The 21190-nt window shown below is 36.9% G+C and carries 21 protein-coding genes and 2 tRNA genes; 10 read left to right on the forward strand and 13 right to left on the reverse strand.

What is annotated here, in order from left to right:
• Positions 1–230: 230 nt before the first annotated feature.
• The 4 genes from FBR08_RS15660 to FBR08_RS15675 form a co-directional block, all read right to left on the reverse strand.
• Complete coding sequence (locus tag FBR08_RS15660) at positions 231–1286, reverse strand: NAD(P)-dependent alcohol dehydrogenase (RefSeq protein WP_158963774.1); 1056 nt, start codon at positions 1284–1286, stop codon at positions 231–233.
• 105 nt (positions 1287–1391) lie between these two features.
• On the reverse strand, positions 1392–2219 hold the full coding sequence (locus FBR08_RS15665) for an AraC family transcriptional regulator (protein WP_158963776.1): 828 nt from the start codon (positions 2217–2219) through the stop codon (positions 1392–1394).
• 482 nt (positions 2220–2701) lie between these two features.
• Entirely contained in the window at positions 2702–3517 is an 816-nt protein-coding gene (locus FBR08_RS15670; protein WP_158963778.1) for a hypothetical protein, read from the reverse strand.
• A gap of 643 nt (positions 3518–4160) precedes the next feature.
• On the reverse strand, positions 4161–4538 hold the full coding sequence (locus FBR08_RS15675) for a carboxypeptidase-like regulatory domain-containing protein (RefSeq protein WP_158963780.1): 378 nt from the start codon (positions 4536–4538) through the stop codon (positions 4161–4163).
• A 559-nt stretch (positions 4539–5097) separates the two neighbouring features.
• Between FBR08_RS15675 and FBR08_RS15680 the strand changes: the two genes are divergently transcribed.
• From FBR08_RS15680 to FBR08_RS15700, 5 genes are all read left to right on the forward strand, one after another.
• Positions 5098–5931, forward strand: coding sequence for a phosphatase PAP2 family protein (locus FBR08_RS15680; protein WP_158963782.1), 834 nt, complete (start codon positions 5098–5100; stop codon positions 5929–5931).
• A complete protein-coding gene (eptA, locus tag FBR08_RS15685) occupies positions 5912–7438 on the forward strand; it encodes a phosphoethanolamine--lipid A transferase EptA (RefSeq protein ID WP_158963783.1) in 1527 nt (508 codons plus the stop codon). The genes FBR08_RS15680 and eptA overlap by 20 nt, the downstream gene beginning before the upstream one ends.
• Positions 7439–7553: 115 nt before the next feature.
• A complete protein-coding gene (locus FBR08_RS15690) occupies positions 7554–7823 on the forward strand; it encodes a hypothetical protein (protein ID WP_233266141.1) in 270 nt (89 codons plus the stop codon).
• A gap of 166 nt (positions 7824–7989) precedes the next feature.
• Positions 7990–9060, forward strand: coding sequence for a sensor histidine kinase (locus tag FBR08_RS15695; protein ID WP_158963784.1), 1071 nt, complete (start codon positions 7990–7992; stop codon positions 9058–9060).
• Complete coding sequence (locus tag FBR08_RS15700) at positions 9041–9787, forward strand: LytR/AlgR family response regulator transcription factor (RefSeq protein WP_158963785.1); 747 nt, start codon at positions 9041–9043, stop codon at positions 9785–9787. Before FBR08_RS15695 ends, FBR08_RS15700 begins: the two co-directional genes overlap by 20 nt.
• A gap of 72 nt (positions 9788–9859) precedes the next feature.
• Here the strand turns inward: FBR08_RS15700 and FBR08_RS15705 are convergent, their stop codons facing one another.
• Positions 9860–10765 (reverse strand): DUF6268 family outer membrane beta-barrel protein, encoded by a 906-nt coding sequence (locus FBR08_RS15705; RefSeq protein ID WP_158963786.1) that lies wholly within the window; start codon positions 10763–10765, stop codon positions 9860–9862.
• Between the two features lie 206 nt (positions 10766–10971).
• On the opposite strand from FBR08_RS15705, the gene FBR08_RS15710 reads away from it, so the two are divergent.
• Positions 10972–11514 carry a DUF1697 domain-containing protein gene (locus FBR08_RS15710; protein WP_158963787.1) on the forward strand — a complete coding sequence of 181 codons (543 nt, stop codon included), beginning with the start codon at positions 10972–10974 and terminating at the stop codon, positions 11512–11514.
• Between the two features lie 113 nt (positions 11515–11627).
• Entirely contained in the window at positions 11628–13067 is a 1440-nt protein-coding gene (gene pdxR / locus FBR08_RS15715) for a MocR-like pyridoxine biosynthesis transcription factor PdxR (RefSeq protein ID WP_158963788.1), read from the forward strand.
• A gap of 2 nt (positions 13068–13069) precedes the next feature.
• On the opposite strand, the gene FBR08_RS15720 is transcribed toward pdxR, so the two are convergent.
• The 3 genes from FBR08_RS15720 to FBR08_RS15730 form a co-directional block, all read right to left on the reverse strand.
• On the reverse strand, positions 13070–13732 hold the full coding sequence (locus tag FBR08_RS15720) for a phosphatidylserine decarboxylase family protein (RefSeq protein ID WP_158963789.1): 663 nt from the start codon (positions 13730–13732) through the stop codon (positions 13070–13072).
• Positions 13733–14387: 655 nt separating this feature from the next.
• Positions 14388–14457: transfer RNA gene (locus FBR08_RS15725), tRNA-Ala, on the reverse strand.
• Positions 14458–14822: 365 nt separating this feature from the next.
• A tRNA-Ala gene (locus tag FBR08_RS15730) sits at positions 14823–14892 on the reverse strand.
• A gap of 303 nt (positions 14893–15195) precedes the next feature.
• On the opposite strand from FBR08_RS15730, the gene FBR08_RS15735 reads away from it, so the two are divergent.
• Positions 15196–15402, forward strand: coding sequence for a restriction endonuclease (locus tag FBR08_RS15735; RefSeq protein ID WP_158963790.1), 207 nt, complete (start codon positions 15196–15198; stop codon positions 15400–15402).
• Between the two features lie 571 nt (positions 15403–15973).
• Positions 15974–16204, forward strand: coding sequence for a thioredoxin domain-containing protein (locus FBR08_RS15740; RefSeq protein WP_158963792.1), 231 nt, complete (start codon positions 15974–15976; stop codon positions 16202–16204).
• A 130-nt stretch (positions 16205–16334) separates the two neighbouring features.
• Here the strand turns inward: FBR08_RS15740 and FBR08_RS15745 are convergent, their stop codons facing one another.
• The 3 genes from FBR08_RS15745 to FBR08_RS15755 form a co-directional block, all read right to left on the reverse strand.
• Entirely contained in the window at positions 16335–16856 is a 522-nt protein-coding gene (locus tag FBR08_RS15745; protein ID WP_158963794.1) for an STM3941 family protein, read from the reverse strand.
• A 99-nt stretch (positions 16857–16955) separates the two neighbouring features.
• Complete coding sequence (locus FBR08_RS15750) at positions 16956–17351, reverse strand: hypothetical protein (RefSeq protein ID WP_233266142.1); 396 nt, start codon at positions 17349–17351, stop codon at positions 16956–16958.
• 74 nt (positions 17352–17425) lie between these two features.
• A complete protein-coding gene (locus FBR08_RS15755; protein WP_158963798.1) occupies positions 17426–17884 on the reverse strand; it encodes a hypothetical protein in 459 nt (152 codons plus the stop codon).
• A gap of 372 nt (positions 17885–18256) precedes the next feature.
• Here FBR08_RS15755 and FBR08_RS15760 point away from each other — a divergent pair, with 372 nt between their 5' ends.
• Complete coding sequence (locus FBR08_RS15760; protein WP_158963800.1) at positions 18257–18505, forward strand: hypothetical protein; 249 nt, start codon at positions 18257–18259, stop codon at positions 18503–18505.
• A 1027-nt stretch (positions 18506–19532) separates the two neighbouring features.
• On the opposite strand, the gene FBR08_RS15765 is transcribed toward FBR08_RS15760, so the two are convergent.
• Both FBR08_RS15765 and FBR08_RS15770 read right to left on the reverse strand, forming a co-directional pair.
• Positions 19533–19724 carry a hypothetical protein gene (locus FBR08_RS15765; RefSeq protein ID WP_158963802.1) on the reverse strand — a complete coding sequence of 64 codons (192 nt, stop codon included), beginning with the start codon at positions 19722–19724 and terminating at the stop codon, positions 19533–19535.
• An 808-nt stretch (positions 19725–20532) separates the two neighbouring features.
• Positions 20533–21186 carry a hypothetical protein gene (locus tag FBR08_RS15770; protein WP_158963804.1) on the reverse strand — a complete coding sequence of 218 codons (654 nt, stop codon included), beginning with the start codon at positions 21184–21186 and terminating at the stop codon, positions 20533–20535.
• Between the last annotated feature and the right edge of the window lie 4 nt (positions 21187–21190).

The following is a 21190-nucleotide window of genomic DNA, read 5'->3' on the forward strand; positions in this document are numbered from 1 at the left end:
CTTATTGTTAAAAAAAATAAATCATCTCATTTCGGAAACAAATGAAGGGTAACTCATGTGCTTTTTTTAAGACAAAGACATAAGCCCTTTTAGATATATAGTGTGGAGTAACGAATGCTATTAAGTAACGTAAAGCTTCTAATTCAGTTGTTCATTTTCTCTCTTATGAAAGGATGTAGGTAAATGCCCCTACTTCCATAAAAAAAGACCTCCTTTCGGAAGTCTTTCTCTTACTTTTTTAATGAAGCCATATCGATAACAAATCGATACTTGACATCCCCTTTCAATAGGCGATCATAAGCTTGGTTAATCTCTTGCATTTGAATCATTTCAATATCAGAGGTGATCTTGTGTTTTCCACAGAAATCTAGCATCTCTTGTGTTTGTGCAATACCGCCAATTAAAGAACCGGAGAAGCTAATTCGATTCATAATCAAGCTAAATGCCGCAACAGGCAGTGGATGTTCTGGTGCCCCTACCAATGTTAGTTTACCATCTCTCTTCAGTAGGTTGATGTACGCATTGATATCGTGTTGGGCAGACACGCAATCCAAGATAAAGTGCAACGTATGTGCGTTGGCTTTCATTTGTTCTTTGTCTGTCGATAAAATAACCTCATCTGCACCTAAGCGTTTAGCGTCTTCCACTTTCGATTGTGAAGTTGTAATGACAACCACTTTTGCTCCCATGGCTTTGGCAATTTTAACTGCCATATGCCCTAATCCTCCAATTCCTACAATCCCCACTTTTTGTCCAGGACCTACATTCGCATGTCTCAAAGGTGAAAAAGTAGTAATTCCTGCACAAAGTAAAGGAGCGGTTGCTGCTAAATCTAAATTCGTCGGAACGCGCAAAACGAAATCTTCGTCTACAACAACAGCTTCTGAATACCCGCCAAAGGTTTGTTGGTTTAAATGCACATCTGGACTGTTATAAGTCCCGATATTGCCATTTTCACAATATTGTTCTACGCCTTCTTTACAACTATCACAAGTACGACAACTATCGACCATACAACCTACACCAACTAAATCACCTACTTTGAACTTGGTTACTGCCGATCCCACTTGAGTTACGCGTCCGACAATTTCGTGTCCGGGTACATTGGGATATTGCGTACCTCCCCATTCATTACGCGCTGTATGTAAATCGGAATGACATACGCCACAATATAAAATATCAATGGCTACGTCTTTCGCTGTTACCGCACGGCGGCTGATATTCATCTGTTTTAAATCTGCTTCTGGTGCTTCTGTTCCAAAAGCTTTTACCTGAGTTGTTTCCATTTTCATTATTTTTTTATTTAAATCAATCGTTTGATGTATTGCAAAATTAGTAGCTATCGGGTTTATTTTCTTTACTGTACAGCTCAAAACCCTTTGCTCTACGGCTCAATTTACGCCAATTTCAGAAGGTGATATTCCGTATTCCTTTTTGAATGCTGTAGAAAAATGAGAGGGATTTTTAAATCCAACTTCCCAATACACATCTTGTACCTTCGCTCGTTCCTCTTTTAATTTGATATAAGCGGCCTCTAATCGCTTCTTAATCATCCATTTTTGAGGCGTAAGCGTACTAATCTTTTTAAAATCTCGCTTAAACGTCGCTAAACTTCGTCCTGTATACGTCGCGATTTGTTCAATCGTCAAATCATCTTTGTAATGCTCATTGAGAAAATCGAGAATATCAATTTTCCAAGGTTCTGTAAAATCAAAAAGCAACGGATAAAATACCGTTGCATTATTTAATAGTGCATAAATTCCCTCCAACAATTTAAGGTCGATTACTTCCTTACTCGGTTGAATATTTTGATCAAAATAAGGCGTAAGTGATTCAAATAGACTGGTAATATCGGCTCGTTGCTCAATGGTAAAAACACTTTTATCTGAAATCGATACATGTTGAGGCAAGTGAGTCTTATCTAATTTACTGTAAAACTCTCGTAATACATTGCGGTTAAAAGTCAATGATATACCTTTATAGTGTTCATTTCCAACACTATTTTTATACATGGTCAACTGATGATTGCGTCGAATAAATACACATTGACCTGCTTTTACTTTCGTTCGCTTATTTCTATCTTCGATAATTTGTTCTCCTGAATACACGTAAACCAAAACATGTTCAGGAGTTGCGTGAATGCATTTCTCACTATAGTCAGAATAACAAGAAAGAAAAATCCCTGAATAATTAAGGGTTTTAAAGGTAGTAGATGCCATGGTACATTTTCTTTTTTACTTCCTATAAATGTACAAAAAGGAAAGGGTTTTCTTTTACTGTAAAGCTCATTTTTCTTTTCTCAAAAGCTCATTTACCCGATTATCTTGGTTTGGTAAAGGGCATCAATTTCCAGAACAGTACCATTATTTGCTCTAGTAAAAAGAAATACTGTTATTAGTCGGGTATACTGCCTTTGTTTGTGTAGCAACGCCCCCTTACAAATGCTTCTGATTTTTTCTATATTGAGGTCAACTTCCAAGCGGATTTGCATCTCGATATGGAAACTTTTTCTGCATTGTACTCGAAGCATACGGATAATTTTCAGGTATTCTTAGGGGAATACGATCGCGTATTTAGCTACTAAAATAAAAGGTACAAGCAAGAGAGCTGGAAAATGTACAAACGCATCACGTTAGGACAATCTCTTACTCGTACCTTCATTAGATAGATATAAAATCAGAGTCTATGGAGTACACCCCTATCAAAAAGATAAAAATTGATTGGCTCTCTTTTTTAAATCTTTACTTGGTATAGCTCTTTCATCTGTGATTCCCATTTGCGCATAAAAATTGCGAATCAAATTTTCATCGTATACGCCCTTGCCCTTTAGGATGGCATCGAGCAAACTTAATCGAGCTTTCACGGCATTGGCGGCATATAGGATCGAACGCGCTTTATCTATATCATAATTGCTATAGTCACGGGATAAATAAACTTGAAAAGGTTGTGGGGTCAGTTTACTTAGATTATCTGCCATATACTGCTTTACAAAAGCGGAGGTAGCAATAATTTTACTGTAAGTAACAAAATCAAACTCACCTGGATCTGGCAACATGCTCAGCATGCCTGAGTCATTAAACCCAATGGTGTTAATGCGATACTCTACTTTGGCTAAACCCAATTCTGCCGAAGCTGCAATGGCGCCAAATTTAAATTGAGTATCCCCTTTAAAATCACTGACATTGAGTATGATTCTCAACCCCGCCCCCCAACGCGTTCCATAAATCTTACCTGCGATAGGAGTGGATGTAATTTTATCTGTAAATAACATCACTTCATAACAAAAACAATACGAATTAAATACCACCGATGCAGTACTGGTTAAAATACCTAATTCTGCTGCTAGGTTTACACTAATCGATCGTTGTAATACTTCAGACTGTGAAAACAATTGGTCTCCACTAGACAACTCTACTGGTTTTAAACTCTCTTGCGTTTCATCCGCTATTTTTAGAGCATAAAACCCTCCTTGTTCATCCAAGACCGGACTGACAGGGAACCATTCTAAATTTGCCATGGTTACACTTTTTAATTCATGATTTCCCTACTTTTTAAAGTGAAAGTTGACCTCCTCAAATAATTAGCCTGATCCATACAGTATCAAACACCAGCTTGCACCTTCGCTTTAACGTATCGCTGGGGCGTCCTGTATCCAGCTGTTCTTATCAAAAAAACAGCGTCTTTTCAATCAAGAAAAACAAAAACGACTATATCGCTTTTAACTTGCAGTAGGAAGAAGTTTTATTCTACAACTAAGGGGAGTTCTGTACTTAGTCAAGCATACCCTGTACAAAAGTATATGCACCGTCCAATCGATTTTTAAAAGATATCTTTTTTACCTTTAAAATAGAGGTAGAAACCACACCTTGTATAACTTCTTAAGTCCTACCTCTATTTCTATTTAGTGATACTTCAAAGATAAGTGCATTATTTGAATAATCCTTGCTTTATTTCAGTCAAAAAACAAACACAACAACCCTTAATTAACTGAAAATCAAAGATTAATATTGAAAATAAAAAAACACCAACCTAATTTAAGTGGTGTTTTGAGCTAGGTGTTGCATAGGGAGAAATGCCCCGCTACCTTCACTTTATTTTTTGACCTCCACAGGCGCTTCGGATGTACGACTCACATCCGGTACTCCAATTACTCTGAAATTTTAGTTGGTACAACCTGCTCTTCTCTTCCTGATAGGTGAATCTAAATTGTGAATAATAATTACTTCTTCAACGTCACCTAAATCTTCTTCTAAAGTAATGGTATAAAAGTCCTTTTCTTTTTCCAACTTAATTTCTTGGGTGTGGAACCCTATATAAGCAAACACAATAGAATCACTTTTTTTATTCTGTAGTTTCAATTCAAATACGCCATTGACATTTGAACCAACACCATTTTCTGTTCCTTTTTCTAAAACAGCAGCCCCTGGTAATGGAAGCCCATCTCCCTTAGCCAATACAACTCCTTTAATTTTTCTCGGCCCTGCCAAAACATGCAAGCTGCACAGCAGCACAAAACAGTACAATAAAACGTTTCTCATTTCTTTACTTTGTTAGGTGTATACAACTAATGTAGTAAATAAAAGATTGCGTATTTAAAAATATTTTATTCTTATGAGATATAACATCCGTTGTCTTTTACCCCCCAAACTCTTTTATATCAAGAATCAGCGGGCACTAATCCCAAGATATAGCAGTAAAAAAGGCATCCTCCATTACGGTTGTAAAACAACAAGTAATACGCTATTTATTCAGGTTAAATGCACCCTATGAGAGCATCTCATCATTCATAATATTTAGTTAATATTCGTGTAAGAAATCCCTAAAAAGGTTCCTTTTTTATTTGATTTATTTTCTTCTGAGCTGTTAATATTCGTATAGTAAACCAAGTTCCTTTTTATCTCCTTTTTCGAACTAAAAAATGGTCTAAATCTTGTAGTGTGTCGCTGCAATGGAATGAGCTACGTCGCAATGCTTTTATCCTTGTACATCTTGGTTTCATCCTTATTCTTTGACGAAAGAACTAGTGCAGACTACTATTGTACCCCCCTTTCTTAACACATAAGAAAACTAGAATTATTAACTCCTTTATTCCAAAACATGAATAAGTATATTGCAACTGATGCGATCCAACCCCGGTCCTTTACATTTTTGCTTCCCTTCGCCTTGCTACTCAAGATTTACTTTTTCTTGTATCTCTTTGATGCACTGTCCATATTTGGGTATGTACACATCCAAAAAAAGTGGTTTTACTTTATCAACCATTACGTTGATCAGCATCCCCAACTTATATTCAATTTAACGCAATTCGGCGATGCTTTAATTTTCCTCTCTTTTCTCACCCTTCTCATTATGTATGCTCCGAAGATATGGGAATCCATTCTTACGGGATCTTTAATCTCAATGGCATTTGCGGTTTTGTTCAAAGAAGCGTTTGCCATTCCTAGACCAGCAAGGGCTTTTGACTATACCACCTTCAATATTATTGGTGAAAAACTATCCGGATCCACGAGCTTTCCCTCTGGGCATTCGATTACCCTATTTACCATTTTAACTATTTTAATGTTTGCCTTTGCTCCAAAAAAGAGAAGTTATAAGATTTCTTATTTTATTGCAATGGTTAGTTTAGGCTTGCTCTTTGCCTTTACACGTGTGGCTGTTGGGGCTCATTACCCTTTAGATGTACTTGTCGGTTGTGTATTAGGTTATATTTCAGGGTTATTGGGCATCTGTATTACCCAAAAATACAACTTATGGCCTTGGATTCACAACAGAAAATACTACCCTGCATTTCTCGTTTTATTCCTATCTTGTAGTGTGGTGTTACTTGTGCGCATCTTTCAAGAAAACCTGTTTATTTACTATTGTGCTTTACTCAGTTTATGCTACTCCTCTTACAAAATTGCTAAAGCCTATGTTCAAAAGAAATCATAAAACTAGTCTTGTTGCCCTTTGGATGAGTTTATTAAACACCATTTTGTATCACCTTCCTTTTTTCAATTTTGTATTTAAACATTTGGAAACGGGTACACTGCGTCAGCTGCCTTTTTCTTTTAGTTTGCTATTGACGATGATCACGGCTAACTTTTTTACTTTTTACCTCTTGTTCTCCCTCTCTCGTCGAGGGGGTAAAGTGCTCCTGTCTCTCTTCTTTACCATCAATGCCATTGCTGTTTATTTTATTCATACCTATGGCGTTATTATCGATGAGAGTATGATGGGTAATATTCTCAATACCAATACAGAAGAATCCAGTAGCTTTTTTTCCTTGAAATTGGTGGTCTACTTCTTGTTGTTGGGCGCTTTACCTTGTATGCTGCTCTGGCGAATTTCCATTGAACGCGAAACGCGAAAAACCTTTTTTATTCGACTGGGTTTGGCCTTGGGACTCCTGTTGGGTCTATTTGCCCTCAATGCCAACCAGCTGCTTTGGATTGACAAGCACTCCAAACAATTAGGAGGACTAGCCATGCCTTGGTCCTATACCGTCAATACGGCACTTTTTTATATTCATCAAGCGCAAAAAAACAAAAAAGAAATACGCTTACCTGATGCCACAAGTACAAATGAGGAAAAATCCATCGTGGTATTAGTCATTGGGGAATCCGCAAGAAGACAGAACTTTTCTTTATATGGGTATGAGAAAAACACCAACCCACTGCTCGCTCAAACAAAAAACGTCTATCCCTTCAAAGCGAACTCTTCTGCTACCTATACTACAGCGGGTGTAAAGAGTATTTTGGAACACAAAGACAGTTCAGATTTATATGAAATATTACCCAATTACCTCTATCGAAACCAGGTAGAAGTCATTTGGAAGACAACGAATTGGGGAGAACCTCCTGTTCACATCGCTCATTACCAAAGTAAGGAGGACTTAAGAAAGCTATGTGACAGCGGTACTTGTGGGTATGACGAAATCCTCTTAACTAACCTCAAAGAGGATATTTTAGCGAGTACTAAAAACAAAATCTTGGTTGTGCTGCATACCAGTACGAGTCACGGCCCAACGTATAACACCAAATACCCTCCTGCTTTTGAAGTATTCACTCCTGTTTGCACCAGTGTAGATCTATCCAATTGTACACAAGAGTCACTCATCAACGCCTATGACAATACCATTGTATATACGGATTATCTCTTGCATCGCGTCATCGAAGACCTCAAGACCTTAACGGACTTCAAAAGCACCTTGTTATTCGTTTCCGATCACGGCGAGTCCCTAGGGGAGAAAAACTTGTATATGCATGGATTACCGATGCGCATTGCTCCAAAAGAACAATATGAAATTCCATTTATTGTATGGGTATCGGACGATAATACAAAACTAAAACCCAATACTTTGTTATCTCAACATCACGTCTTTCACAGTGTGCTCCATTTCTTAGGTATAACAAGTTCCATCTATGACGAAAAGATGAGCATTTTTGAAAACGAATAGACTTCTGCTCTGTCCGTTTACACTAGTAATCAACAAGTATAAACCATTGGTCAAAGAAGCTTGTCTCCATGCTAAAACTACAAGTTATTTGCCGAAATAATTCAAAATTTTCAACATGAAAGCAACCCTATTTAGCTTAGGTATGCTCCTAGCAGTAAACAGTATCAATGCACAAAGCTCTTTTCAATTAGGGGTAAAAGTAAGTTCCAATCACGCGAATATAGCAGGAAATTTAAACAACCTAAGTAAATCCTCTGCTTTGGGATTTTCGGGCGGAATTACCACACAGTATCACTTTGATCGCCTTTTTGTTCAAGCCGATCTTTTGTACAGCGAATCGAAATCCAACCAGGTACAATTGGGATTGAGCTATTACTTCTTGTAAATTCAAGCACAAAAAAGCATAGAAGAACTATTTCCTCTATGCTTTTTTTTATAAATCCTATTCCATTACTTCCAATCGTCAAATTACAGCAACCAGTGGTCAAAAAAGTACACAAGCAATCCAATGAATGTCATTTCTTTACCTTTGCAGTATACAAAACACATCTATGACTACTCCTATTCACAAACATAAGCGGCTGTTCTTTATTGTTTTCTGGTCTATCCTAACCTTTTCGCTATGGCCCTATGTGTACCTCAGCGACCATCCCTTTTACTATTGGATGTTGTACACGGCTTTTGTGATGGCCTCTTTTATTGGTATTTCTCATTATCTCAGTGATATTGTGTTGCCTAAAGCCTTAAAAGAAGGACGAATGAAACACTTTCTCCTTCAATTCTTTCTTGGCGTTATGGTGCTCAATATTTTAGTCTCGCTCTGCTTTACTCTATTTCCTTATTTTATTGGAGATGAACAAGTATTGGTTCGATCTGATGTACAAACCTGGAAAGAATTGTTTATCTCTAAATTGTTCAATTCCATTCCTTCAGCCATGGCAATTGTCACTACAACTTGTGGAATTCGATTCTATGAGGAACACCATAAGATTGAACAACTAAACGCCAAGCTAAAACAAGAACATTTAGAAGCTCAAATTAAATTGTTACAAGATCAGATCAACCCTCATTTGATGTTTAACGTACTCAATCACATTCACATCCTCATGCAATCCAACGTTGAATTAGCCTCAACGGTATTGCTTAAGTTCTCGGATATCTTGCGCTATCAACTGTATGAATGCAATCAGAAATTCGTTTTCCTCTACCAGGAAATTCAATACTTACAAGATTTAGTAGCCATAGAAGAAATTCGCTGGCAAGAAGAACTAGAGGTAGTATGTACTTGGAAAATTGAAACCAAACAACTGCGAATTGCCCCTTTACTTTTAGTACCGCTCGTTGAGAACGCCTTTAAACACGTTTCTCGATTACCCCATCAACAGGGGTATGTACACATTCAATGCCAAGAGGAAAAGGGAAAACTGACCTTAGCCATTGAAAATTCGTATAACGACACCTACAAAAGAGAAAAACAACAAGGAGGCATTGGCTTACTCAACATTACCGAGCGATTGAACATGCAGTATCCCAACGCGCATTCCTTTCAAATGACACAAAAAGAAGATACCTTTACTGTAGTACTCCAAATCGATTTACACCATGCAATTAACCACAGCTAAAACGCCCCTTCCACTCAAATGTCTCGTCATAGACGATGAACCTTTAGCGCGAAGAGCCATCGTGGATTTCATCGCACAAGTGGATTTCTTAATCGCACAAGCTTCTTGTGGTTCTGCCCTTGAGGCACAAGAGTTAATGCGTAAAGACAACTATGATCTGCTCTTCTTGGATATTAATATGCCCTATCTCTCGGGAATTGATTTTTTAGAATCCATCAACCAACCGCCTATGGTTATTTTTACCACGGCCTATTCCGAACACGCCCTAGAGGGCTATCGCTTGCAGATTGTGGATTACCTACTCAAACCCATTACTTTTAAACGCTTCTTCCAAGCGGCCCTAAAAGCTAAAGAATGGCATGATCTCAAACATCAAAATAAAGAAGAAATAGGTCTATCTGATGGTTCGATGTACATCAAACACGAGGATAGTTTTGTCAAAATACAGTGGACCTCCATTCGCTACATTGAGGGAATGCAGAATTACGTGAAGATTCACACGGCAGATAAAAATTACATCATCCATCAAACCATGATTGCTATTGAGGATCTTCTGCCTAAGGATCACTTCTTTCGAATACACAAATCCTACTTAATTAACGTGAATCACATGAGTTCTATCTCAGGAAATAAAGTACTGATTCACGGGGTACAGCTGCCCATTGCCCGATTGCGCAAAGAAGCACTATTGAATGATATTATCTATAAAAACTTATTGAGTAAATAGCAAAAGAGGCACATGTGCCTCTTTTGCTATTTACTTCAATTCTCTCGTTAAGGGGCGAATAGCCATTCGCCCCTACAGGGCCCAGCGCAATTTAACAGCGCCATAAAACGTACTGGTAAATCGCGGATCAGCCTCTTTTTTCTCTTTGAATATATTTTTGATTTTGCGCTCATTATACGAAAAAGAACGCACAAGCGAACTACCTGCCGTTAGAGATAAAGTCAGGTGCTCATTCAATTTAAACTCCGGTCGGAGTCCCGCAACAATTTGTTGAAACCCCAACAACATATTCTTGTCGTCTTTTTTAATTACGGCGGTCATCCCTTGCAAATCGGCTGCTAGTTTTACGTCTGTCATTTCGTTGACTTTATATCCCAATTCCACCCCTTGTGGGAAGGCTACATGCACGTAAAAATCACCCTGGGTCTCCCAATTAAAATAAATTCCTGGTAATACCATGGGAACTCCAAAACTATTGGTCAGCACAGGTCCAACCCCTAAAGCTACTTTATCATTGAAATGCTTAATAAAAAAAACACCTCCTTGGGCCAAAATAGCTTCGCTATTGATTACCTCCATATCCGTGTATACCCCAACGGTGGCCATAACTAACATCGACCAGGAATCACTAATCGAACGAAAGTGTTTCAACCCCACCTGCGCATTCAACAATTCAGTCGGAAACAGCTCTTCTTCATACAACTTATGTTCCATTTGTGCATAAGCTCCTTGAGCAACAATAGACCAAATACGGGGTTTATTTCGCTTATCCATCGTTAAGGATAACGGAATCTCCACGTTGACCTCTACCCTTCTAAAATCGGTCTTTGAAGGTGTTTTTACACTATCTATTGGCCTTACATAGTTGGAAAAAGGCACATAATCCACCTTAAATTCTCCTCTTATTTTTTCTTGAGACCACATGGTTACCATCCCCAGTAGGAAAGCACAACAAACTAAAACTAAACGTATCTTCATTCTTTTGATTTTGGTGCAAAGCAATTCCTAATTCCTCAAGAAACCGCATCTCTTTGACCACTGGTCTACTTATTTTGATGAATGACACCTTTCATTCGATTTTCTTTCGCAACAAACAAAAAACGAGGTATCCAACTACTACACAGATACGTTATCTTTGTATGCGATAATGCTCGCGTTAATTATATCCTTTTTAAACCCATCCTATGCAAACCTTTATTTCTCTACTTCGAGGCATTAATGTAAGTGGTAAAAACACAATTAAAATGGAGGTTTTGAAACAGCTCGCCTCGAATTTAAACTTCACTCAAGTCCAAACCTATATTCAAAGTGGAAATCTCCTCTTTCAGTCCGAGGAGCTAGATGAGAAACACCTTTCCAATCGCATACAACATGCCATCAAAGCAGAACTAGGCCTAGTTGTACCAGTACTTACCCTATCTGCAACAACATTTGAATCGATCGTCAACCAATGCCCCTTTACACAAGCCGAAGAACAAGCACAACTGTACATTAGCTTTTTTGATTCAATACCAACGACTCCAAACAACGCTCAAATTCTCGAAAAAGTAACACCCGAAGAACGTTTGGCTTTTTCGGATTCCGCTGCTTATTTAGTCGCTACTCAAGGCTATGGCCGCACTAAAATAACCAATGCCCTTTTTGAACAAAAACTGGACCTTATTGCAACGACGCGCAACTACAAAACTTGCATCAAACTAATTGAACTAGCGCATACCATGCAATAGTTTCCTGTTCATCGAGCGGATTCTTTTATTTCGTACAAACCGATTTTAGCGGGTAATATTGCTTATATTTGGACTACCTATAACTAATTTATAAACCCCAATAAATAGTCCATATGAAAAGGCTTTGGAAATTAGAAATTCGCTTAGATCCTTCTTCTGATCAATCACTCTACTTGCAAATAGCAGATGCTATAATTATGGCTATTCAACAAGGGAGATTGCAAAAGGGAGATATTTTACCCAGTACACGTACTTTGGCGGAAATGCTAAAGGTCAATCGCAATACCCTTGTCAAGGCATTGAGTGTTCTATTGGATGAAGAGTGGTTAGAATCCGTCGAGCGAAAAGGTATTTTCATTGCCCAAGCCATTCCTCAATCCAAACCAATCAGGCGTCAATCTCCCATGATAGGCGGTACAATAGCAGAGGTACAACCACCCTTACCTCTTGTTTTTGACAATGGATATCCCGATAGTAAAATTGTACCTGTCAAAGAGTTAGCACGTGCCTATCGGCAAATTTTCAATCGCAATGCAAAATGGCAAATGATGGGCTATGGCGATGCTTTAGGAGATAAGCGATTCATTCAACACATTGCCCATATGCTCAACCACCAAAGGGGGATGCATGTCAAAGAGGATTGCGTCTGCATTACGCGTGGGGGGCAAATGGCGATCTATTTGGTAGCCCAATGTTTGCTTCAAAAAGGGGATGCTATATTAGTGGAAAACCCAGGCTATCAATCGGCTTGGCATGCCTTTGAACATGCTGGTGCCACGCTAATTCCCATTCCAGTAGATGCGGAGGGAATCTGCGTAGCCACGATGAGACAACAGCTCCAACAGAACCCATCCATTAAAGCGGTTTACCTTACGCCCCACCATCAATTTCCAACCACGGTAACACTTAGTTTACAGCGACGCTTAGCACTTGTTCAGCTCGCTAATGAATACAATATTACCGTCATTGAAGATGATTATGACAACGAATTCCATTATACCTACCGTCCTGTATTGCCTTTGTGCAGCTATGCAGAACTCGAAAACTACGTGTATATTGGCACGCTGAGCAAAGTTGTTGCACCAGCACTTCGCGTGGGTTTCTTGGTTACCAGTCACAACAGCTTAATTGACAAGATTAGCCAGCTGAGAAAAATTATTGATATTCAAGGAGATCGCATCATGGAACAAGCCGTCCTCCAATTAATTGAAGACGGCCTGATAAAGAAACATATTAAAAAAGCGACAAGTTTATATAAGGAGAAAAGAGATTTCACTCAGGCCTTGATTCAGCAGTACTTAACTGATAATGTAACCTTTACCATTCCAGATGGTGGGTTAGCCTTTTGGATAAAACCCAACTACGCCGTAGATTATGCACTTTTAATTGAGCGTTTAGCTACAAAAGGCGTGCAATTGGTTAATCCGAACGACTATTATCGTACGCCTACTGCTGCGGATGGATTGCGCTTGAGTTTTGGTACGCTTTCCATGGAAGAGTTGGAAAAAGGAGTACGTCTACTTGGGGAATGTCTACAAGAACAGCTACCGTAATCTCATGGCCATTGAGCCAATGTTGTGATGCCACCTTGTACTTTATCTCCAAGCTGTACCTTTACGACACAATCCAAAGGCAAGAGCAAATCTACACGCGATCCAAACTTTATAAACCCCATTTCTTCTGTTTGATTGGCTACTTCTCCACATGTTAAATAGTTTACTATGCGGTTAGCTAAAGCTCCTGCAATTTGCTTGGCCAATACTTCTTTTCCATTTGCATGCTGATAAACCACGCTGTGTCTCTCATTTTCAGTAGAGGATTTGGGATGCCAAGCCACTAAATTTTTCCCTTTGTGATAACAGCTATACACCACTTCACCTGCAATGGGATTCAAATTGACATGTACATTGAGCACACTCATAAACACGGATATCTGCAGGCGTTTTTCGGTAAAATACTCATCAGGCTCTACCTCTTCAATGACCACTACGGTACCATCACAAGGCGCTTGGATACAAGCGTCATCTATGTTCAACACTCGTTTGGGTATGCGAAAGAAAAAGAAAACTAACCCCAATAAAACGGTAGTCAATACGAGTACAAACCCTTGTATATACCACAGGCTATTGCTAATTAAAACAAAAGCTAATCCATTGCACAATAAAAAAACGCAACTTGCAACGGCAATAGGACCTTTTCCTTCTCGATGTAATTTCATGGGATCGTTGTTTTTAAATGATTGCCCTTCTTTGTATCTGCTGCGATCAACTAAAAAAATGACAGCTTGCTGATGGAATACAGCAGATGACAAGAAGGTTTTTTACTTTTTTGCTTTTTGCTTTTTGCTTTTTTGCTTTTTCGCAAGTTGTTTTTTCGTCTAATTTTCGATGAATGAAAATATACCCTTCAATCAGAAAAATTAACCGTCAACTGTTAAATTTGCTTTTTTATCTCATCGAATTGGTATTTTATTTTGGTATTCGATGAATCTCCACTTCGTTTCGATTTGCTTTTTCGCCAGTTGCCTTTTCGTCTAATTTTCGATGAAAGAAAATTTCCTTAAATCAGAAAAATTAACCGTTAAATTTGCTTTTTTATCTCATCGAATTGGTATTTTATTTTGGTATTCGATGAATCTCCACTTCGTTTCGATTTGCTTTTTCGCAAGTTGTTTTTTCGTCTAATTTTCGATGAATGAAAATATACCCTTCAATCAGAAAAATTAACCGTCAACTGTTAAATTTGCTTTTTCGTTTTTTCGCAAGTTGCTTTTTCGTCTAATTTTCGATGAATGAAAATATACCCTTCAATCAGAAAAATTAACCGTTAACTGTTCACCGTTAACTGTTAACTGATAACCGTTAACTAATTAGAGGTTCCCGTTGGATTCGAACCAACCTACTGGTTATTGCGTAACCAGGCCTACCACTCAGCCAGGGAACCGATTTTTAGTTTACAGTGGACCGTTTACGGTTCACTGACAACCTTTAGATTTGCTTTTTTATCTCATCGAATTGGTATTTTATTTTGGTATTCGATGAATCTCCACTTCGTTTCGATTTGTTTTTTCGCAAGTTGCTTTTTCGTCTAATTTTCGATGAATGAAAATATACCCTTCAATCAGAAAAATTAACCGTTAACTGTTAAATTTGCTTTTTCGTTTTTTCGCCAGTTGCTTTTTCGTCTAATTTTCGATGAATGAAAATATATCCTTCAATCAGAAAAATTAACCGTTAACTGATAACTGTTAACTGATAACTGTTAACTGATAACTGTTAACTGTTCACCGTTAACGGTTAACTAATTAGAGGTTCCCGTTGGATTCGAACCAACCTACTGGTTATTGCGTAACCAGGCCTACCACTCAGCCAGGGAACCGATTTTTAGTTTACAGTGGACCGTTTACGGTTCACTGTAAACCGTTAAATTTGCTTTTTTATCTCATCGAATTGGTATTTTATTTTGGTATTCGATGAATCTCCACTTCGTTTCGATTTGCTTTTTCGCCAGTTGCCTTTTCGCCAGATTATCGATTAAAGAAAATATATCCTTCAATCAGAAAAATTAACTGTTAAATTTGCTTTTTTATCTCATCGAATTGGTATTTTATTTTGGTATTCGATGAATCTCCACTTCGTTTCGATTTGCTTTTTCGCAAGTTGCCTTTTCGTCTAATTTTCGATGAAAGAAAATATATCCTTCAATCAGAAAAATTATCAACCATCAACCATCAACTATCAACCATCAACTATCAACCATCAACTATCAACCATCAACCATCAACCATCAACCATCAACTATCAACTATCAACCATCAACCATCAACTATCAACTATCAACCATCAACCATCAACTATCAACCGTTCACCGTTCACCGTTCACCGTTAACTGTTAACCGTTCACCGTTAACTGTTAACCGTTCACCGTTAACTGTTAACCGTTAACCGTTAACTAATCTAGTACAAACATACAGCCTCTCTGGAGGACTAACATGATACAGAATTGTGATTTTAGAGGTGGTCCAGGTTTTTGTTATTTGTGAGGCATAGAATCTGACAAATAACAAACCTCACTGCTTCCCCACAGTATGTCACCCCGACGCTAGGAGGGGTCGCATCCCGCGCTCACGTCATACTTTTGCTCTTTGTGAAGTTGTAAATGCTCTACAAAGCACAAATCGTAGCGTAGTGAAAATCGTAACGCAGTGAAAATCGTAACGTAGTGAAGATTCATCGAACACTAAAACAAATATAGAATAAGTGAGATATATTCATCGAACTCCAAAACAAAATATAAACTCGGTTAGATAAAACATAAACCTAATGAGATAAATATTAACCAATGAGATAAACCTCACAAAAAAACCTGGACCATCCAGATATTCTGATCCTGTACCATTCAAAACCGCAACAGTCCAACTACTTTTACCCTACAATATTTACTTATAAAATGATATACAATGAAACAACTAACTTTTTACCATGCGGGTTGTCCTGTTTGCGTCAGTGCTGAACAAGACCTTCTTAACTTAATTGCTGATTATCCCATCGAAATTATTCACTTGGGAGAAGAACCTGCAAAAGTACAGGAAGCAGAACGCGCAGGAGTGCAATCTGTACCTGCTTTAGTTTTATCCAATGGCAATGTATTGCACATCAACTTTGGAGCTTCTATTGCTGATCTAAAATAGCGCATTAAAAAAACCGCTAGGGGCAAATGACCTAGCGGTTTACAGTTGACTGTTTTAATCGTCTTTTTACAACAACCTAACCCTGACTTTCTTTCGTTAGGGTTTATTGCTTCACTACATCGAAAGGAAGCTACTCAACGCTAACATGTTGACGCAGCGTCAACTTCAATTCTTCAAGCGTACAAAGTACATGCTTTGTTTCTATAACAATAGACGTTCCATACGAACTTTTATATCCTAAAGCATTGATTTTTTTCAATAAACCTTTATTCTTCAAATATTTACTTTCATCCTTTACGAAAATTAAAAGCAAAGTGTGTTTTTTAATTTTTTTAGTCTTTATTGATGTAATATCTTTCCATGCTATTTGACCTATATTTATCAAATTCGTGTTATTAATCAGGCCTTCATTCGACACAATTAGTCCATCCTCCTCAAATAAAAGCAGCACGTATCCAATAAAAAGAGGGATTGAAAAAAAACTAATCAGGATTCCTGCTATTCGAATAAAAAGCTCACTTCGAACAACAGAAGAAGTAAAAATAGAAGGATATGATATAAATAAAATCCCTACGGTAATTAACACAAACAAGAGCAAAATAAGACAACTAATATCTTTTTTACTCAATTTAAATACAACACGTTTACTCATTATCTTTCTATGTAAAATAGGATTGCTCTTTCTATTGATATTAAATGATACTAGCATAGCTTGTATCAATGCTTCTACAATACTTTTTCCTGTCGCGCCTTATTTATTATAATAAATAGATCCATCCAAAATATAAACACTTAAATAGTTTATATCTGATCTAAGTTTAAAACTTCCTCCATCATTCCATAAAAAAAGTGAATCATTTCGCATCTTATTATCATTATAATCTTCCAATCCACAACCTTTCTCACTAATTATCATTGCAGTAGAATCAATATCAGCAATTAATTTTCCGCGATACCACAACAAGGTAAAACCCTCTGTATTAACAGTCTCTATATAACAATCTACTGGTTTACTTATCCCAAAATAGTTATATGGAACAACATAGCATTTACCTCCAATTCTTTTCCATACAGTTATTTCTTTACCATCTTCCAATTTATAAAAACTTCTACTTTGATCAATGATAAAATATAGTAATCCAACCATAATTATGAGAGAACTCAGTAATTTAATACTCTTCATTATACGTATTTAAGTTAAGTCCTATCGCATTACCCAATTTAGTCCAAAATATACTTTGTAAAAACATCATTACTTATCGTGTGATATCCGTTTTCCAGGGATATTATTTGAGGAAACTCAATGGTTAAAACATTACATTGTTCACTCTTACACCTATCGTCTATGCGAATGACATCTCCTCTTTTGTATTTATAAACAATACCCGTTGACTCTTTATTTACCTCTAACTTCACATTAAAAAAAGCATCCTTTTTATACCTTCTCAAGTCTATTGCGATTAATTTAGTATCAAACTCTACCCAGCAAGGGTTTTGATTGTTGAACATAAAGAGATTTCGTTCTATTGGTTCAACTTCCTTACTTTTCCTGTTCTTTTTAGCAAAGAATTTAACTTCTATTGCCGGATCAGCTTCAAAAAAAATGTAGCTTTTTTTATGCTGTGCATCTATACGCTGGCATAGTATAAAAATAATCAACAAAAAAATTCTGGTATACACAGGTGAATTTTTATCTAACTATATGAATTGGGGGCTTGCTAAAGATACTCTTTTTGTATTTTATTTTCTTCTGTACGTAGCCTAATTCACACCGTAAATGGTTCACTATAAACCCTAAATAAAACAAACACAAACTATAAATCTCGTTTACAAACCAAATAAAACACAGATTTTCAATCACTTACATTTGTTATTCAGCATAAAAACACTTTATTTTACAGTTTCTATTAAACTACACAACATCAAAAGAGGATAAAAAATTTTACTCGTATGGCAGAGTGGCGGTATTGGAAACGACCGCAAGCGTAAACAAATGATGTGTAAACGTTAGGACACCTAATCTGTACGTGTTTATATTAAAATCTTTCAATTATGAGTAATCTTCTATTACTACAAAGTCAATCGGCTATAGATCTTCACAACTTAGCGATTTTACAAGCTCTTTATGAGCAAAATGCCAATTTCTCAGCCTATGCCCAAAGCATCAACGAACTGTTTTACTACTATGTACAACATTGTACAGACAACGAAGATGAATTACTGCTCACTTCCACAGATATTCACAACATCCTAGAAGCGGTTAATACTTTTCAACAACTGAAAGAACCGATAGAAGAGTAGTTATATTGGTGGTTCGGAAGCTTAGGGTGAACAGGTTACTTGAAGAACCCCGTTTAAATACCCTTCAAACGGGGTTTATGCTATATGACACCGCATGAAGAAAATTTGAACCGTTCTGATAAAATCCTTTTAATCTGCTAGGAAGTTGAGCATCCTTTTTTATTTGCTTATTAAATACTACAAAACAGTTTTTTAAGCTTATTATTTCTTACTAAATAAAGTTCTTTAAAAGTATAGCTAATCCTATTAAGATAAGTACTCCCCTCCTATATCCTTTTAAATGGCATTTTCTCCACCAACAGGTCCACACCCAGTAGGTCATGCTGACGAAGGAAGCATCGCATCCGTCACTCAACGCTCGTTATTTCACTAGATGTATCTTACGAAAAAGAAACATGGAACGAAGTTAAGTCTGCGCGATTAGGATAACCAAGACTTAAAGCACTTACAATTAGATTTTAATCCATGTTTTTTAATCAAGCTAAGTTTTTAATTAAAAAAACATCTATATAACATTATTATTCCCATCAAAAAAAGACCAATTCCTCCTAAATATCCACGTATTTCCATTGACTTATCCAAAAAATCATAATCTTTGTTTTTTTTATAAATAAATAAGCTAAATACCAACTACTTCCTAAAATACATAGGATAGAATAAACTAATTCCATTAATTTCCTTTTTAAACTTCGTTTTCAATTATCTTAAGCTTTAAAGAGGCTCCTTGCCTAAGAATTTATTTCCCTAAATCATTTTTAGGACCAGGAATAACTTTATTCATCCCATCTCCACCCAAAGCCATACTATCTTCTATATAGCTAGCATTTTCTCCGCCAACAGGTCCACACCCAGTAGGTCATGCTGACGAAGGAAGCATCGCATCCGTCACTCAACGCTCGTTATTTCACTAGATGTATCTTACGACAAAGAAACATGGAACGAAGTTAAGTCTGCGCGATTAGGGTAACCAAGACTTAAAGCACTTACAATTAGATTTTAATCCATGTTTTTTAATCAAGCTAAGTTTTTAATTAAAAAAACATCTATATAACATTATTATTCCCATCAAAAAAAGACCAATTCCTCCTAAATATCCTTTTAAGTGCATTACATAACTTGTTGTCAAAGCCTTATCTCTATTTTTCTCATCTATTAGCGTCATGATAAAAAATAATAATCCTCCTATTATCAAAAGAATTGACAAAAAATAATTTCCCATTTTAATTATTCTTTTAGTTTTTCATTTACAATCTCTGGAATAAAATTATTTTCTCCTCCCGAGTTATCATGCCACATTCCTTTGTTAAATGTCCAGCTTCCAGTACTATTATCGTTATGAACATCTCCATTTTAAAAATTACCATGCTCTGTTGGATCAGTACTCATCCCCGTTGGATCAATCAAATTCATCGGGTTATTGTGCCCATGTCGCCAACGGAACGGGTTCACACACAACCACCTCTACTTCTTCTTTTCCTCTCACGAACTCAACCTTGGTTTTACAAGATCAACTGTTCCTATAAAAGTAGGATTTATTTCAATTGAAAAACGGATCATCACTGAAAAAATGCATCTGTCAATTACCCTAATAACCATCCGGTATCCCGTTCACTACCCACACTCGTCATGTCACCCTGAGGCAACGAAGGGTCGCATCCTACAAGGCGTTGAAAGACGAGCAATGGTTGACGAGCGTTGATTGTTGATTGACGGGTGTTGAATAACAGATGCGATTTCTCCTTCGTCGAAATGACATGACGGGGAGTGATTGACGGAGTGTTGATTGACGAGTGTTGAGCACACACAGTACCCACACACAGTACCCACACACAGTAATCACCCTGAGGCAACGAAGGGTCGCATCCTACAAGGCGTTGAAAGACGGCGTTGAGTGACGAGTGTTTGGGAATACGCTATAAAAGACAAAACCCGCTAATCGAAAGACTAACGAGTTTTTCTTCTTTATAATTTATGCGACTGGATCGTTCCCGAGGCTTTAGCTGAATCTGGGCAATCGGGTTTCTCCATTACCAAATAACCATCCAATATATTACAATTTTGTGTTGTTGACTTATTGCCATTCCTTTTGAATAACCATTTCCCCATTCTTTTGGCATCTGCTCAGAAGCTATTTCTAATCCTTTATAAAAAATCCCTTTCTCTGCTTCAAATACATAGATATCAAATTCATCATCTTTCCAAATATCTATCTTACTATCCTGTTGAAAATCAACAAAATTAGGAATAGGCAATTTATTGCTGTAACATTTTTTTTCAATTTCAATACCTTCTTTTAGTTTTGGTTTATCGTAACTTTCAAGTGACTCAATTGTTTCAAAAGGATTCACCTTAAACAAACAATCTTCTTTAGAATTATATTTATCTCTATAACCTCTTTCTGATAAATAACTCACAATTGAGTCGATTTCTGTTTTCGGTATATTATATTGATATAAATAAAGTCCAATATTATTCTTTCTAACGTCAGTGTTGGAACTCAAAGAATTTTCAAAACGTTTAAGTGCTATTGGAAAATGATCCACCATCAATGAATCGTACTCATTTTTATATTCTAAGTAACTTTTATTCATTCTTTTCACTGATTCTTCATTAAAAGAAAGCTCTTTTTTGCATCCTACAAAAACAAAAAAGAAAATAAATAATATAATACTGTTTTTCATAATG

This window comes from Myroides fluvii, assembly GCF_009792295.1.
Taxonomy (GTDB): domain Bacteria; phylum Bacteroidota; class Bacteroidia; order Flavobacteriales; family Flavobacteriaceae; genus Flavobacterium; species Flavobacterium fluvii_A.

Coding starts and splice junctions, on each gene's coding strand:
- FBR08_RS15660 (WP_158963774.1), bottom strand. CDS start 1,286: ATGGAAACAACTCAGGTAAAAGCTTTTGGAACAGAAGCACCAGAAGCA.
- FBR08_RS15665 (WP_158963776.1), bottom strand. CDS start 2,219: ATGGCATCTACTACCTTTAAAACCCTTAATTATTCAGGGATTTTTCTT.
- FBR08_RS15670 (WP_158963778.1), bottom strand. CDS start 3,517: ATGGCAAATTTAGAATGGTTCCCTGTCAGTCCGGTCTTGGATGAACAA.
- FBR08_RS15675 (WP_158963780.1), bottom strand. CDS start 4,538: ATGAGAAACGTTTTATTGTACTGTTTTGTGCTGCTGTGCAGCTTGCAT.
- FBR08_RS15680 (WP_158963782.1), top strand. CDS start 5,098: ATGAATAAGTATATTGCAACTGATGCGATCCAACCCCGGTCCTTTACA.
- eptA (WP_158963783.1), top strand. CDS start 5,912: ATGTTCAAAAGAAATCATAAAACTAGTCTTGTTGCCCTTTGGATGAGT.
- FBR08_RS15690 (WP_233266141.1), top strand. CDS start 7,554: ATGAAAGCAACCCTATTTAGCTTAGGTATGCTCCTAGCAGTAAACAGT.
- FBR08_RS15695 (WP_158963784.1), top strand. CDS start 7,990: ATGACTACTCCTATTCACAAACATAAGCGGCTGTTCTTTATTGTTTTC.
- FBR08_RS15700 (WP_158963785.1), top strand. CDS start 9,041: ATGCAATTAACCACAGCTAAAACGCCCCTTCCACTCAAATGTCTCGTC.
- FBR08_RS15705 (WP_158963786.1), bottom strand. CDS start 10,765: ATGAAGATACGTTTAGTTTTAGTTTGTTGTGCTTTCCTACTGGGGATG.
- FBR08_RS15710 (WP_158963787.1), top strand. CDS start 10,972: ATGCAAACCTTTATTTCTCTACTTCGAGGCATTAATGTAAGTGGTAAA.
- pdxR (WP_158963788.1), top strand. CDS start 11,628: ATGAAAAGGCTTTGGAAATTAGAAATTCGCTTAGATCCTTCTTCTGAT.
- FBR08_RS15720 (WP_158963789.1), bottom strand. CDS start 13,732: ATGAAATTACATCGAGAAGGAAAAGGTCCTATTGCCGTTGCAAGTTGC.
- FBR08_RS15735 (WP_158963790.1), top strand. CDS start 15,196: ATGAAAGAAAATATATCCTTCAATCAGAAAAATTATCAACCATCAACC.
- FBR08_RS15740 (WP_158963792.1), top strand. CDS start 15,974: ATGAAACAACTAACTTTTTACCATGCGGGTTGTCCTGTTTGCGTCAGT.
- FBR08_RS15745 (WP_158963794.1), bottom strand. CDS start 16,856: ATGAGTAAACGTGTTGTATTTAAATTGAGTAAAAAAGATATTAGTTGT.
- FBR08_RS15750 (WP_233266142.1), bottom strand. CDS start 17,351: ATGGTTGGATTACTATATTTTATCATTGATCAAAGTAGAAGTTTTTAT.
- FBR08_RS15760 (WP_158963800.1), top strand. CDS start 18,257: ATGAGTAATCTTCTATTACTACAAAGTCAATCGGCTATAGATCTTCAC.
- FBR08_RS15765 (WP_158963802.1), bottom strand. CDS start 19,724: ATGGGAAATTATTTTTTGTCAATTCTTTTGATAATAGGAGGATTATTA.
- FBR08_RS15770 (WP_158963804.1), bottom strand. CDS start 21,186: ATGAAAAACAGTATTATATTATTTATTTTCTTTTTTGTTTTTGTAGGA.